The sequence below is a fragment of the Donghicola sp. XS_ASV15 genome (assembly GCF_041224595.1).
Classification (GTDB): Bacteria; Pseudomonadota; Alphaproteobacteria; order Rhodobacterales; family Rhodobacteraceae; genus Donghicola.
Genome location: NZ_JBGFGN010000157.1, coordinates 125,200 through 139,100 on the forward strand (window position 1 = coordinate 125,200; position 13,901 = coordinate 139,100).

Annotated in this window: 11 protein-coding genes and 1 tRNA gene; 5 read left to right on the plus strand and 7 right to left on the minus strand. The window is 60.7% G+C overall.

The features are described 5' to 3' along the window. Positions 1-18: 18 nt before the first annotated feature. The 6 genes from AB9K37_RS15060 to pdxH all read right to left on the minus strand — a co-directional run bounded on the left by AB9K37_RS15060 (position 19) and on the right by pdxH (position 6,517). The gene (locus AB9K37_RS15060) at positions 19-279 is read right to left on the minus strand and encodes a hypothetical protein (RefSeq protein ID WP_369840370.1); all 261 of its coding nucleotides are present in this window, start codon (positions 277-279) and stop codon (positions 19-21) included. Positions 280-424: 145 nt separating this feature from the next. After that, positions 425-4,063, minus strand: coding sequence for a vitamin B12-dependent ribonucleotide reductase (locus AB9K37_RS15065; protein WP_369840372.1), 3,639 nt, complete (start codon positions 4,061-4,063; stop codon positions 425-427). A gap of 587 nt (positions 4,064-4,650) precedes the next feature. Next, positions 4,651-4,727, minus strand: a tRNA-Pro gene (locus AB9K37_RS15070). Positions 4,728-4,777: 50 nt separating this feature from the next. After that, complete coding sequence (locus AB9K37_RS15075) at positions 4,778-5,128, minus strand: DUF192 domain-containing protein (protein WP_369840374.1); 351 nt, start codon at positions 5,126-5,128, stop codon at positions 4,778-4,780. 116 nt (positions 5,129-5,244) lie between these two features. After that, positions 5,245-5,778, minus strand: a complete 534-nt coding sequence (locus tag AB9K37_RS15080; RefSeq protein WP_369840376.1) for a cold-shock protein — start codon at positions 5,776-5,778, stop codon at positions 5,245-5,247. A 124-nt stretch (positions 5,779-5,902) separates the two neighbouring features. Further along, positions 5,903-6,517, minus strand: a complete 615-nt coding sequence (gene pdxH, locus AB9K37_RS15085; RefSeq protein WP_369840378.1) for a pyridoxamine 5'-phosphate oxidase — start codon at positions 6,515-6,517, stop codon at positions 5,903-5,905. Positions 6,518-6,629: 112 nt separating this feature from the next. On the opposite strand from pdxH, the gene fabI reads away from it, so the two are divergent. From fabI to trpE, 5 genes are all read left to right on the plus strand, one after another. Continuing rightward, positions 6,630-7,436: an enoyl-ACP reductase FabI gene (gene fabI / locus AB9K37_RS15090; RefSeq protein WP_072707034.1), complete on the plus strand. Its 807-nt coding sequence runs from the start codon at positions 6,630-6,632 to the stop codon at positions 7,434-7,436. Beyond that, positions 7,437-8,048 carry a LysE family translocator gene (locus AB9K37_RS15095; protein ID WP_369840380.1) on the plus strand — a complete coding sequence of 204 codons (612 nt, stop codon included), beginning with the start codon at positions 7,437-7,439 and terminating at the stop codon, positions 8,046-8,048. A gap of 13 nt (positions 8,049-8,061) precedes the next feature. After that, the gene (gpt, locus tag AB9K37_RS15100) at positions 8,062-8,562 is read left to right on the plus strand and encodes a xanthine phosphoribosyltransferase (RefSeq protein WP_369840382.1); all 501 of its coding nucleotides are present in this window, start codon (positions 8,062-8,064) and stop codon (positions 8,560-8,562) included. Positions 8,563-8,799: 237 nt separating this feature from the next. Continuing rightward, positions 8,800-10,644, plus strand: coding sequence for a peptidyl-prolyl cis-trans isomerase (locus AB9K37_RS15105; RefSeq protein ID WP_369840384.1), 1,845 nt, complete (start codon positions 8,800-8,802; stop codon positions 10,642-10,644). A gap of 15 nt (positions 10,645-10,659) precedes the next feature. Next, positions 10,660-12,165, plus strand: a complete 1,506-nt coding sequence (gene trpE / locus AB9K37_RS15110) for an anthranilate synthase component I (RefSeq protein WP_072707038.1) — start codon at positions 10,660-10,662, stop codon at positions 12,163-12,165. A gap of 173 nt (positions 12,166-12,338) precedes the next feature. Here the strand turns inward: trpE and AB9K37_RS15115 are convergent, their stop codons facing one another. After that, positions 12,339-13,769 carry a divergent polysaccharide deacetylase family protein gene (locus AB9K37_RS15115; protein WP_369840387.1) on the minus strand — a complete coding sequence of 477 codons (1,431 nt, stop codon included), beginning with the start codon at positions 13,767-13,769 and terminating at the stop codon, positions 12,339-12,341. Between the last annotated feature and the right edge of the window lie 132 nt (positions 13,770-13,901).

Genomic DNA, 13,901 nt, shown 5'->3' on the forward strand with positions numbered 1-13,901 from the left:
CGGCGATAATCCTTTGGCTCAGTGCAGCACGCGCTTTGCCGTGTTGACCGAGAACCGTGCGGTGCACGCACCGCCGCCGTTGGTGTGGTACTCCAGAACCGAATAGGTCACCGCGACACGGCCGCCATCATCACTCAGCAAGATCACCATCCGATCGTCCAACGCTTCGGCCAAGGGGCCCTCGGCGTCGGCCGCGAAATCGGCTTCGATCGTATTGCCGCGCATCTCGACGCGTTCGGCAATGCAAGCGTGACCGGCGATGTCAAAAACCAACTGCATGTGTCTCTTCTTTCATGGGGCCCGCCGAAGCAGACCCTCACCCTGTTGTTTTCTTTTACGAAACGCGGTGGTCTGCGTTCCGAACTGCCTCGTGTCCAACACCTTGGCGGGGCGTGCCTGCCGCCCTGCCAAGGGTTGGCAGGCGTTAGCTACAGCCGCTTGTTGCGCCGCAAGTGTTGCACTTCATACAGGTGCCATTCCGTACGAGGGTGTAGTTTCCACAGTCCCCGCAAGCCTCGCCTTCGTAGCCCTGCATCTTTGCTTTTGCTCGCGCATCGATTCCCCCAGCCTGAGCTGAGTCGGCCTCGGGCGCGAGGGTTGTAAGGGCTTGAAGTGACTCAGTTTTGGAGTCAACGGATTCGCTGTGGATATCTCCGCCGCCACGCAAAACAACCAATTCAGCGGGCACGCGCTTACGCAAATAACCGGACGAGCTGATCTGCTTCAGAACCTCGAGCGGGTCGTTGCCACGGCTTTCGGGCACCTCGCGAAAGTTGCGTTTTTCTTGCTCGTCACCACGGTGCAAATCGTCAAAGGACGCGCCTTCGGGCTTGATGTGGGCCAGATCGGTCCGATCCAGATAACTCACCGCCAATTCACGGAAAATGTAATCCAGAATTGAGGTTGCGTTCTTGATCGAGTCGTTGCCCTGCACCAGTCCCGAAGGCTCGAATTTGGTAAACGTGAACGCATCCACGAACTCCTCGAGCGGCACGCCGTACTGGAGGCCAACGGACACCGCGATGGCGAAGTTGTTCATCATCGCGCGGAAGCCGGCGCCCTCTTTGTGCATGTCGATAAAAATCTCGCCGAGATTGCCATCGCCATATTCGCCGGTGCGCAGATAGACCTTGTGGCCGCCCACGATCGCTTTCTGGGTGTAGCCCTTGCGGCGCTCGGGCAGCTTGGTGCGCTGGGTCTTGATGACCTCTTTGACCACGATTTTCTCGACGATCTTTTCGGCGATCACAGCGACCTTTTCCTGCGGCGTGCCAGTTTCCAGCACCTCTGCGGCGTCATCGTCATCCTCGACCAACGCAGCGGCCAGCGGCTGGCTCAGCTTCGAGCCATCACGGTAGAGCGCATTCGCCTTGACCCCCAACTCCCAAGACAGCTCATAGGCATTCTGACAGTCTTCGATGCTGGCGTCGTTTGGCATGTTCACGGTCTTGGAGATCGCGCCAGAGATGAAGCTCTGAGCCGCCGCCATCATGCGAATGTGGCTCTCGACACTCAGGTAGCGTTTGCCCTTCTTGCCGCAGGGGTTGGCGCAATCGAACACGCTGTAGTGCTCGGTTTTCAGGTGCGGCGCACCCTCTAGCGTCATGGTCCCGCAGACGTGGTCGTTGGCCGCGTCGATCTCTGCTTTGGTATAGCCGAGGTGGCGCAGCAGATCGAAGGTGGGGTCAACCAACTTCGGCGCAGGAATGCCCAGAACTTCCTTGCAGAATGCCTCTCCCAGCGTCCACTGGTTGAACACGAAACGGATGTCAAAGGCTGTTGCCAGCGCGGTCTCGATCTTCTCCAGCTCAGCATTGCCAAAGCCGTGACCGATCAAGCTGGTGTGGTTCAAACCGGGCGCATTGCCAAGGCTGCCATGCCCCACAGCATAAGCGACGATCTCTTCGATCTGCGCGCTAGTGTAGCCCAGTTTTTCCAAGGCCGACGGCACCGAGCGGTTGATGATCTTGAAGTAGCCTCCACCGGCCAGCTTCTTGAATTTCACCAGCGCAAAGTCAGGCTCGATCCCGGTGGTGTCGCAGTCCATAACCAGACCGATGGTGCCCGTGGGCGCGATCACAGTGGCCTGCGCATTGCGGTAGCCGTGCTGTTCCCCCAAACGCAGAGCCTCGTCCCAGCAGCTTGCCGCGATGGCGGTCAGGCGCGGATCGGGGCAGTTCGCAATGTCCAGCGGCACCGGCTTCACGGCCAGATCTTCGTAGCCATCAGCGTTGCCGTGGGCCGCGTTGCGGTGATTGCGGATGACACGCAGCATGTGCTGTGCGTTGCGCTGATATCCGGGGAAGGTCCCCAGCTCGCCCGCCACTTCGGCCGAAGTTGCATAGGACACGCCGGTCATGATCGCCGTCAGGCTGGCAGCCATCGCGCGGCCTTCGGGACTGTCGTAGCCATAGCCCATCTGCATCAGCAGACCGCCGATGTTGGCATATCCCAGACCCAAGGTCCGAAAGTCATAGGACAGCTGCGCGATTTCCTTGGACGGGAACTGCGCCATCATCACGCTGATCTCCAGCGTCAGGGTCCACAAACGCGAGGCATGCATGTAGTTTTCGACTTGGAACTGCCCGTCCTTGTAGAACTGCAGCAGGTTCATCGACGCGAGGTTACATGCGGTATCGTCAAGGAACATGTATTCCGAGCACGGGTTCGAGCCGCGGATTTGCCCGTCCTCGGGGCACGTGTGCCACGCGTTGACGGTGTCGTGGTACTGGATGCCCGGATCAGCGCAGGCCCAAGCGGCGTGGCCAATCTGTTCCCACAGGTCGCGGGCCTTGATCGTCTTGGCCACGGTCCCGTCAGTGCGGCGGATCAGTTCCCAATCGGCGTCATCCTTGACGGCCTGCAGGAACGCGTCTGTCACACGAACCGAGTTGTTCGAGTTCTGACCCGATACACTCGCGTAGGCTTCGCTGTCCCAATCGGTGTTGTAGGTCGGGAACTCGATGCTGCTGTAGCCCTGCTTTGCGTAGTCCAGAACGCGCTTGATATACGTCTCTGGGATCGCGTTCTTTTTGGCACCGCGGATGGCGGACTTCAGGCTGTCGTTCTTGGCCGGATCAACCGCGTCCTCGGTGCTGCCATCCCACTGACGGATCGCGGCGAAAATCTCGTTCAGGCGGGCCTCGTGCATCTTGGAACCAGCAACAATGCTGGCGACCTTCTGCTCTTCTTTGACCTTCCAGTTGATGAAGTCTTCGATATCGGGGTGATCCGCATCACAGATCACCATCTTGGCGGCGCGGCGTGTGGTGCCGCCAGACTTGATCGCACCAGCCGCGCGGTCGCCAATTTTCAAGAAACCCATTAGGCCCGACGACTTGCCGCCACCGGACAGAGCCTCGCCCTCGCCCCGCAGGCTCGAGAAATTGGTACCGGTGCCTGAGCCGTACTTGAACAGACGCGCCTCGCGGACCCACAGGTCCATGATGCCGCCTTCGTTCACCAGATCATCGCTGACCGACTGGATAAAGCAGGCATGGGGCTGCGGGTGTTCATAGGCGCTGTCCGATTTGGTCAGCTTACCGGTTTTGTAATCCACATAGAAGTGGCCCTGGCTGGGGCCGTCGATCCCATAGGCCCAATGCAGACCGGTGTTGAACCACTGGGGGCTGTTCGGCGCGGCCATCTGGCGGGCCAGCATGTAGCGCATCTCGTCAAAGTAGGCCTGCGCGTCTTCTTCAGTGGTAAAGTAGCCACCCTTCCAGCCCCAATAGGTCCAAGCCCCAGCCAGACGGTCGAACACTTGCTTGGCGCTGGTCTCACCGCCCATTACCGCGTCATCTGCTGGCACGGAGCGCCACAGGAACTCGGGCACACCTTTTTCGCGAACGCGCTTGGACGCCGAGGGGACGCCCGCTTTGCGAAAGTACTTCTGCGCGATGACGTCACTGGCGACCTGGCTCCATTTTGCCGGAACCTCCACTTCGTCCAGCTTGAACACCACAGTCCCGTCAGGGTTGCGGATTTCAGAAGTGGTAAGCACGAATTCCAATTCGGAATAGGCGTCTTGTCCGGCTTTGGTGAATTTGCGTTCGATCTTCATAAGTGCCCCGTATCGGCAAAATCTATCCAGCCCGCCGGATGGCGGGTCGCGGTGTTTGAACCGCTGCGTTGCTTTTCTTGTACTGACCGAGACCCGCTAGCTCTGCCCCAAGGGGTATGCGCGCTGTGTTGTCTGGCCTTGCGAGGGCCACCAAATGTAGTGGGCCGCCCGCTTGCCAGCACAATCTGGCGTAGGGAGCGCTAGATGGTCAACGGATTTTTTACCACGCTTTTTCGCGATTAGGGGTTGCATCGAGGGGGCTCTTCACGGGGCTGGGAGTGTCGGTGATTCATGCAATCAGGCCCCCAAAAACACGCCATCCGTTAACCATTTAAATTTTCGCTGAATCTACCAAGATTTACATGACGCAGCTGTTGTAGGTGCACCGAATACGCAAAAACGCTTCTACATTGATGCATTCTCAAAAGGATAGTCTTGTAAGTCTAACGATATTTTGGGCTATGGAATTACTACCCAGGTCTTGCAGGTTCTCAGCACTGCAAAACAGGAAAACACAGCACAGGATGCGCAAGTGATCGCGAATCTAGCACTCTCGTTTTGCGATAGTTTTTCGATAGGAGAGAAAGTGGTCGGGGAGGCGAGATTCGAACTCACGGCCTTCTGTACCCAAAACAGACGCGCTACCAGGCTGCGCTACACCCCGACTGGCCCCTTCCTTAGTCTGAAGAAACGACAAAGAAAAGAGGGATTTGATTATTTTGTGTCACAAGGCCATTCGGCGCTGTCGCCAAAGGCAGGATGCTGGACCTGCGCCCCCTCTTTGATGCCCATGGCCCGCGCCAAACCGCCGTTTATCTCTAAAACTGCGAGACGTGGCCCGTTTGAAGGGATCGGCGTTTCATCCAGAGGGACCGCGTTTTCATGGATCTCCTGCACGATACCGGCGGAGTCGATATAAAGGAGGTCCAGAGGAATCAGCGTATTTCGCATCCAGAAGGCAAGCTTTGCCTGCTCTTTTTCGTAGATGAAAAGCATTCCATGGGATTTGGGCAGATGCTCGCGGTGCATGAGCCCCATGGCCCGTTCCGCCGCATCGTCAGCCACCTCGACCGAAAAGCTCGCCTGCCCCCAGTCGCCGCGCAGGGCCACACGCGTTTCGCTGCATTCGGCCCAAAGTGGGCTCGCCAGGCATGTCATCCCTGCGGCCCACCCTAGTAATTTCATTTGTCTGCGCCGCGCAAAGCTGCTTCCCATGCGCAAACCTCGGTTGCCATGCGGCCCCGCTTGCCTTCGATCACGCGCAAACCAACCGCTTCGCCCGGTTGCAGGTCAGCAAGACCGGACCGGCGCAGCACTTCGATATGCACGAAGACATCCTCGGGGCGGCCCCAGACGTTGGCAAAGCCGAAACCCTTGCCCTTGTCGAACCACTTCACCCGCGCCGCGACCAGCTCTGCTGACGCAATGACGTCGGGATCCATTTCTTCGAAATCTGCCAGCGCAGCCGCAGATGTCGAGTTCGGTGGTTCGATTGACAGAACCGCAACAGCTTGGACGCCGCGTTGCGTCTCCTGTGCGATAATTTCGATACCCGCACCATCTGCAACAGAGCTCTGACCGAAGTTCCGCAGCACATTTGCATGAAGCAGAATATCTGCGCCACCTTCATGTGCTACCACGAACCCAAATCCCTTTGCGGGATCAAACCATTTCACGTGGCCTACAACGTGCTGACCACTCTTTTCTCCGTTCACAGCATCAATTCCAAAATAGTTCCCCAACACTCTCAGTTGTGATGCTGCTTCATGTAACATGCAACCCCTAAGATTTTGCACAAATGTCGAAGCAACAGACTGTTTTTTGTATCGTAGGCAATTTTCAGGGGTTCAGGCGGGTGATCCTCCATTTTTCGCCAATAACACTGCGTTTCCATTGAAAACGGTCGTGCAAACGGAAGGCACCATCTGCCCAAAATTCAATCTCTAAAGGGTTGATTCGGAAGCCTCCCCAGAATGGCGGGCGCGATGGGCTCGTCCCTTTGGATGCAGTTACCGACGCAACTTTTGCCATCAGTGCCCCACGCGAAGCCAACGGCTGCGATTGCGCCGAGGCCCATGCCCCCAGACGGCTCTTGAGTGACCTTGACGTATAGTAAGCGTCGGCTTGAGGTCCGTCCTCTTTCTCGACGATACCGCGAACGCGGATCTGGCGGCGCAGACTCTTCCAGTGCATGACAAAGGCCGCCTTGCCCGTGGCTGCGATTTCTTGCCCTTTGGCGCTCTCGTAGTTGGTATAGAAAACAAACGCGCTGTCCTCGATCTCTTTGAGCAGGACCATCCGCACATTGGGCAGCCCCTCGGCGTCTACGGTCGACAGGGCAATCGCATTGGGATCGTTGATCTCGGTGGCTTCGGCCTCGGCCAACCAGCGGCGCGCAATCTCGAACGGGTCGTCACCGGCGAAAATTCCGCTGCGGTTTTCTTGCTCTTCCATAGTCTCTCCAGAGTCGCATGGGTGTTTTGCGGCCAAGGTAGTGCCTTGATGCACCCTCGCCAATCGCCTAAACGACATCCAGCATTTCCAAGACCTGAGCGGGGGATACCTCATGTCAACAGCACTGATGGCCGGCAAGCGCGGCTTGATTATGGGCCTGGCGAACGACAAGTCGATCGCATGGGGCATCGCCCAAGCCTGCGCCGATGCGGGCGCCGAACTGGCCTTCTCTTACCAAGGCGAAGCGTTGCTCAAGCGCGTTGGCCCTCTGGCGGAGCAGCTTGGGTCGAACATCGTCCTGCCCTGCGACGTGAATGACGAAGCGTCGATCGACGCCCTGTTCGCCGAACTCGAAGCCAAATGGGGCAAGCTGGACTTTATCGTTCACGCCATCGGCTTCTCGGACAAGAGCGAGCTGCGCGGCCGCTACGTGGACACCACCCGCGGCAACTTCCAGATGACCATGGACATCTCGGTCTATTCCTTCACCGCTGTCATGCAGCGCGCGGAAAAGCTGATGACCGAAGGCGGCAGCGCTGTGACCCTGACCTACTATGGCGCAGAGCAGGTGATGCCCCACTACAACGTCATGGGCGTGGCCAAAGCGGCATTGGAAGCGTCGGTCATGTATCTGGCCGAAGACCTGGGCAAGAAGAACATCCGCGTCAACGCGATCAGCGCTGGCCCGATCAAGACCTTGGCCGCCAGCGGCATCGGCGATTTCCGCTACATCATGAAGTGGAACGAATACAACTCGCCCCTGCGCCGCAACGTGACCATCGAAGATGTGGGCAAGTCGGCTCTGTACCTGCTGTCCGACCTCGGTAGTGGCGTGACCGGTGAAAACCTGCACGTCGATGCGGGCTACCATGTCGTCGGCATGAAGGCTGTCGACGCCCCTGACATCACCAAGGGCTAAATGCTCGCGGTTCTGATCCCTGTCTTCGCGGTCCACCTCGTGGCCGCGATGAGCCCCGGCCCGGCTGTCCTCATGACGGCGCGGGTCGCGATGCTTCGAGGGATGGCCTCTGCAACGGCACTCAGCTTCGGACTGGCGTTCGGCGCATGTTTCTGGGCCGCGTCCGCAATGCTCGGCCTTGCCGCCCTGTTCGAAGTCGCGCCCAAGCTTCTGATCGCGCTCAAGGTCGTCGGCGCGACCTACCTGATCTGGTGCGCCTACAAGATGTGGCGCGGCGCGCGCCAATCCTTGGACCTCGGCACGGTCAAGGCGCCCAAAATCGCGCCTCTGCGGGCCATCGTCCTCGGGATCACCACCCAGCTTGCGAACCCCAAACCTGCGGTCTTCTTTGGCGCGGTCTTTGTGTCAGTCGTTCCACACGATGCTGACGTAACGACCTTTGCGGCAATCCTAATGATTGTCTTTTTCAACGAAGCGATCTGGAATATCTTCGTCGCTCGATTGTTTTCGCTCGAGACCACCCGCGCCGGATATATGCGCCTCAAGGCCCCGATCGACCGCATTCTTGGCGGCCTGCTCGCCGCACTCGGTCTCAAGATCGCCACGACCTGAAGGATAACAACAAATGACAGATCGTCTGCCCCACGAAAAAGGCTTCCACTTCAGCTGGGACCAACTGCACCGTGATGCCCGCGCACTTGCGTGGCGACTGCAAAGCGACGCCCCCGAAGACGGCTACAAGGCTGTGGTGGCGATCACCCGCGGCGGCATGGCCCCTGCGATGATCGTGGCCCGCGAACTGGACATCCGCACCGTCGATACGATCAGCGTCAAAAGCTACAACCACCAGACCCAGTCCGCACCGCAGGTGATCAAGTCCCCCGACATGGACATCATCGGCGACGGCACCGGCATCCTCGTAGTGGACGATCTGGTCGACACCGGCAAAACCCTCGAGGCCGTGCGAGCCCTGATGCCCAAGGCGCAGATCGCCACCGTTTACGCCAAGCCAATGGGCCGCCCGCAGGTGAACACCTTTGTCACCGAGGTCAGCCAGGACACGTGGATCTTCTTCCCGTGGGACATGGCGCTTCAGTACGTCGAACCCTACCGCGGCAAAGACTGAACCAAACCTTAGGGCGCCCACATCAGGCGCCCTTTTTCTTTGCCTCTCTTTCTTGGCCCGAAATACCCTCGGGGGTGAATTGGCGCCCCGCGCCAAGAGGGGGCAGACAGCCCCCTGCCCCCGTCAAACATCCCCAAGCCCCCTTCAAATCCGCGCCAAACCGCCAGCACCGCTTGCGGCCCGCCCTGCGCTTGCTTAGACAGTGGCGGACAGAAATTTTTCAGGAGGGCGCGCATCATGGCAAAAGCAGGCAAAGGCTCCAAAATCGTTGTCTGGGCTCTGGTGGGCGGGCTGATCGCCGGTCTTGGCGGGTTCGGTGTGACAAACTTTGGCGGAACCGTCGGCAATGTCGGCACCGTCGGCGACACCCCGATCCAGATCGAGGCCTACTCCCGCGCTCTGCGGGGCGAACTGGACGCGCTCTCGGCGCAGATGGGCTCTCCTGTCAGCTTTGCGGATGCCGCCGCGATGGGCATCGAACAGCGGGCCTTGGGGCAGGTCGTGATTGCTGCCACCCTCGATAACGAAGCGTCGGACATCGGTGTCTCGGTCGGCGACGCCGCCGTGGCCGAGCAGATCTTTGCCATCCAGGGCTTTCAGGGCACCGACGGCGAATTCGACCGAGAGGCTTACAAGTTCGCGCTCGACCGCGCGGGCCTGACCGAGGCCGAGTTCGAATCGCAACTGCGCCGCGAAAGCGCCCGCACCTTCCTGCAGGGTGCCGTGACCGGCGGCATTCAAGCGTCGGACAACTATGTGAATTTGCTGCTGAACTACATCGGGCAGCAGCGCGACATCACCTATATCGTCATCAACTCGACCAGCCTGCCCGCCACGCAGCCCCTGCCCACGGACGCGCAGTTGCAGGCGTTCTATGACGAGAACATCGCTGACTTCACCCTGCCCGCGCGCAAGGGCATCACCTATGTCGAACTGACTCCCGTCATGCTGGCCGACACCGTCGAGTTGGACGAAGGCATCCTGCGCCAAGCCTACGAGGACAATCAGGACCGCTACTACACGCCCGAGCGCCGCTTGGTCGAACGTCTGGTCTTTCCCGATGCCGAGGCGGCCGAAGCTGCCAAGGCGCGGCTGGACAGCGGCGAGGCCACCTTTGAAGATCTGGCCGCCGATCGCGGTCTGGAACTGGCGGATATCGACCTTGGGGATGTGGCGCAGGACGATCTGGACGGCGCAGGCGAAGGTGTCTTTGCCGCCGAGGCCGACAGCGTAGTAGGCCCTCTGGACAGCAACTTTGGCCCTGCCCTGTTCCGCGTGAACGCCATCCTGCCAGAGCAATCGACCTCTTATGAAGAGGCCAAGCCCGACCTGCGCGACGAGTTCGCCATCGACCGCGCCCGCCGCGTGATCGAACAGCAGGCCGAGGATCTGAATGACATGCTCGCCGCTGGTGCCACTCTGGAAGAGGTCGCCGCAGAGACCGAAGCCACCCTTGGCACCATCGAGTATTACGACGGACTAGAGAGCGACATCGCGGGCTACGAAGAGTTCCGCCGCGTGGCCAATGGCCTGACCGTAGATGACTTCCCCGAGATCCACGAGCTAAGCGATGGCGGCATCTTTGCTGCCCGTGTCGATGGCGATCTGGAGCCCAGCCCCATCCCGCTGGAAGACGTGCGCGCCGAAGTCGTACTGGCATGGCAAACCGCCGAAATGATGGACGAGCTGCGGACCCGCGCCGAAGCCCTGCAAGCTGCGCTCGACGCCGGTGACATGGCCGCGCTGGACGAGGTGGAAATCCAAACCGCCGAGAATGTGGGCCGTGGCCAGATGCTGCCGAACACCCCCGCCAGCCTGAACAACCACATCTTCGAAATGGAAGAAGGCGCGGTTGATCTGGTCGAGGGCGCGGAAAAGGTCGTGATCGTGCGCCTTGATGGTGTCTCGGACCCCGACATGGAGTCCGAAGAGGTCACCCAGATGCGCGGCTTTCTAGAGCAGCAGGCGGCGTCCCAGACCGCAGAGGCGCTGTTCCAAGCCTATCTCGAAGCCCTGCGCAGTGATGCGGGCGTCGAACTGAATCAGGCCGCGCTCAACGCGGTCAAAGCCCAGTTTCAATAAGAAAGGTCCGCAGCCGTGGCTCTGACCCCCGATTTTGACAGTTTTGCACAGGCCTACGAGGCCGGAGAGCATCAAGTCGTTTACACCCGCCTCGCCGCAGACCTCGACACGCCTGTGTCGCTGATGATGAAGCTGGCAGGCGATGCGCCTGACGCGTTCGTTCTGGAATCCGTGACCGGCGGCGAAGTGCGCGGTCGCTATTCGATCATCGGCATGAAGCCCGACATTATCTGGGAATGCCGTGGCACCGCGTCACGCATCAACCGTCAGGCCCGTTTCGACCCCACCGCATGGGAAGAGCAATCTGACGCGCCTTTGGACGCTTTGCGCCACCTGATCGCGGAGTCGCGCATCGATTTGCCAGCAGATCTGCCCGCGGCGTCTGCGGGTCTGTTCGGCTATCTGGGCTATGACATGATCCGTCTGGTGGAGCACCTGCCCAACGTGAACCCTGACCCGCTGGGTCTGCCCGATGCCCGCCTGATGCGCCCCACCGTGGTCGCCGTTCTGGACGGTGTCAAAGGCGAGGTCACGCTGGTCAGCCCTGCTTGGGTCACGCCCGGCCTGTCGGCCCGCGCGGCCTATGCCCAAGCGGCCGAGCGTGTGATGGACGCCCTGCGCGATCTGGACCGCCCTGCTCACGCCCCCCGCGATCTGGGAGAGGCGCAGCAACTGGGTGAGCTGACCTCGAACTTCACCAAAGAGGGCTATTTCGCCGCCATCGAAAAGGCCAAGGAATACATCCGCGCCGGTGACATCTTCCAAGTGGTGCCGTCCCAGCGCTGGACGCAGGATTTCCCCCTGCCCCCGTTTGCTTTGTATCGCAGCTTGCGCCGCACAAACCCTTCGCCGTTTATGTTCTACTTCAACTTCGGCGGATTTCAGGTGGTTGGCGCATCGCCGGAAATTCTGGTGCGTGTGTTCGACAACGAGGTCACCATCCGCCCCATCGCAGGCACCCGTCCCCGCGGCGCAACACCGGCCGAGGACGACGCGTTGGAAGCCGATCTCTTGGCTGACAAGAAGGAATTGGCAGAGCACCTGATGCTGCTGGATCTGGGACGGAACGATACGGGCAAGGTGTCCAAGATCGGGACGGTAAAGCCGACCGAAGAGTTTATCGTCGAGCGGTATAGCCATGTGATGCACATCGTGTCGAACGTGGTGGGCGAATTGTCAGAAGACAAGGATGCCTTGGCGGCGCTCTTGTCGGGGATGCCTGCGGGGACGGTTTCGGGGGCGCCGAAGGTGCGCGCGATGGAGATCATCGACGAGCTGGAGCCGGAGAAACGCGGCGTCTATGCGGGCGGTCTGGGCTACTTTAGCGCCAATGGGGATATGGACATGTGTATCGCCCTGCGCACCGCCGTCGTGAAGGACAAAAAGCTGTATATTCAAGCAGGTGGCGGGGTTGTCTACGACTCTGATCCCGAGGCGGAGTATCAGGAGACGGTCAACAAATCCAAGGCGATCAAGCGCGCGGCAGAGGATGCGGCGCGGTTTACCGGCGGGAATTCCTAACCGGTTTTTCACCGTCCGGCGTGGTTGCTTGTGGCAACCGGATCGACATGAGTATTTTACGCAAAAAGAAGCGGGCAGTCCGGAGATGGGCTGCCCGCTTTGCTTTGGAAAATTCAGGGTCTTGATCGCGTCTGGTTTGCGTATGGCAAACGTACTGACGTGGCCGCCTGACGTTACTCGGTCACGCTTTTCTTGAGGACGGCCGAGACGGGCGCGAGGGCGACTTGGCTGGCGCGGTCTTGGAGGGCCCAGATCAGGAGGGCCGAGATGGTTTCGGGGCGCAGGCGGGTCAGGACGACGACGCCCTCTTCGGCTTGGCGGGCGCGGAAGGCCGCATTGTCGAGGAAGCGGCGGATGACGTCGGCGTTCTGATCCTTGCCATCCAGATCGCGGAAGATCGAGGCGGCGGGAACACCCTCTTGGACGGCCACTTTTTGCGCGGTGTTCAGGCCCTTGGGCTGGAGGACGAGGCCGTAGCCGCTGTCGGCCAGAACGGCGGTGACCTGATCGGTCAGCTCGCGGCTTTGCTGGAGCGAGGCGTCGTCCGCTTCGAGCAGGCCGATGGCTTCGGGGACCGCGCCGAAAATGGCGCCGAGGGCGACTTCGGCATCGGTGGGGCCTGCGCCTTGGGGGAAGTTCGCGGTGGCAAGCACTTCGAAACCCGCGTCGCGGTAAGCCTGCATCCGCTGGAGCGCGTCAGGGGCCAGCGCGTCGATGGCGATGGTGATCGGATAGGGGAAGTCGCGCAGGACTTGGGGGCCGAGAGCCGTGCCGGGGGTGTCGATCAGGACGATGGACATGAGCGGGCGGTCCGCAGGGATGGAAAACTCCGTGCTATAGACCGACAGGGGCAGCACGTTTGCTTGCAGGGTCGGTGTGCTGTCGGCCTCGGCAGCGCGGCGAGCGTCGATCAGGTTACCCGCCGGTTCGGGCAGGCCCGGTTCCGGGGTCTGGGCAAGATCAATGGCTTCGGGCTGGACAGGAGGGAGTTCGGGCGCGGTGTCAGAGACTATGGGGGCTGCGTCGGTGCGGTCCGGTGTGGCCTCTGGCGCTGCGGGGTCCGGCGCGGACTCTGCATCCGCCATATCCTCTTCCGACATGTCCGTTTCGGGCGCGTCTTCTGGTGCCTCGGGCTCGGGCGCAGCAAAGCTCTCGGGTTCAGGCGCGGGTTCAGCCTCGGTCACTTCGGGCTGCTCTGGCGTCTCGGACGTTTCGGGCTGAGGATCCGGCGCGATGTCGGGCGCGGAGGACTCTTCGATCGCAGGTTCAGAGGCCGGCTGGTCCGGCGCGTCGGAGATGTCAGGATCGGGCAGGTTTTCGACCTTGGGCTCTTCGGCCTCGGGCGCTTCGGCCCCTGCGTCGGGGTCGATTTCGGTCACGATGGGCGTGGGCAAATCCTGGGCCATCGGGTCTTCGGCCGGCATCGGCAGAGGCGCGGCCTCCTCGACCGGATCAGAGACCGGTGCGGGTTGCGCCTCTTCGACGGGGATTTCGGGCAGATTTGCTGCCTGCTCGGGGACGTCCGACAGCAAAGACACCGTGACAGCCCCTGCCACGGACACGAATGTGCCCCAGACCACTCCGTTCCAGAATCCGCTAGCCACTGCCCACCTCCGTTATGGTTTCCGCATTAGCGGCAGACCTCCCCGCACCTGCAAGAGGAAATCCCTGACTTAATGCTTGGTCGCGCCCTTGACGCCGCTTGCCAAGCCTGAACATGTATACCCCGACCCGCA

Excerpts from the sequence above, each read along its gene's own strand:
- AB9K37_RS15060 (WP_369840370.1), bottom strand. The coding sequence starts at position 279 with ATGCAGTTGGTTTTTGACATCGCCGGTCACGCTTGCATTGCCGAACGC.
- AB9K37_RS15065 (WP_369840372.1), bottom strand. The coding sequence starts at position 4,063 with ATGAAGATCGAACGCAAATTCACCAAAGCCGGACAAGACGCCTATTCC.
- pdxH (WP_369840378.1), bottom strand. The coding sequence starts at position 6,517 with ATGGAAGAGCAAGAAAACCGCAGCGGAATTTTCGCCGGTGACGACCCG.
- fabI (WP_072707034.1), top strand. The coding sequence starts at position 6,630 with ATGTCAACAGCACTGATGGCCGGCAAGCGCGGCTTGATTATGGGCCTG.
- AB9K37_RS15095 (WP_369840380.1), top strand. The coding sequence starts at position 7,437 with ATGCTCGCGGTTCTGATCCCTGTCTTCGCGGTCCACCTCGTGGCCGCG.
- gpt (WP_369840382.1), top strand. The coding sequence starts at position 8,062 with ATGACAGATCGTCTGCCCCACGAAAAAGGCTTCCACTTCAGCTGGGAC.
- AB9K37_RS15105 (WP_369840384.1), top strand. The coding sequence starts at position 8,800 with ATGGCAAAAGCAGGCAAAGGCTCCAAAATCGTTGTCTGGGCTCTGGTG.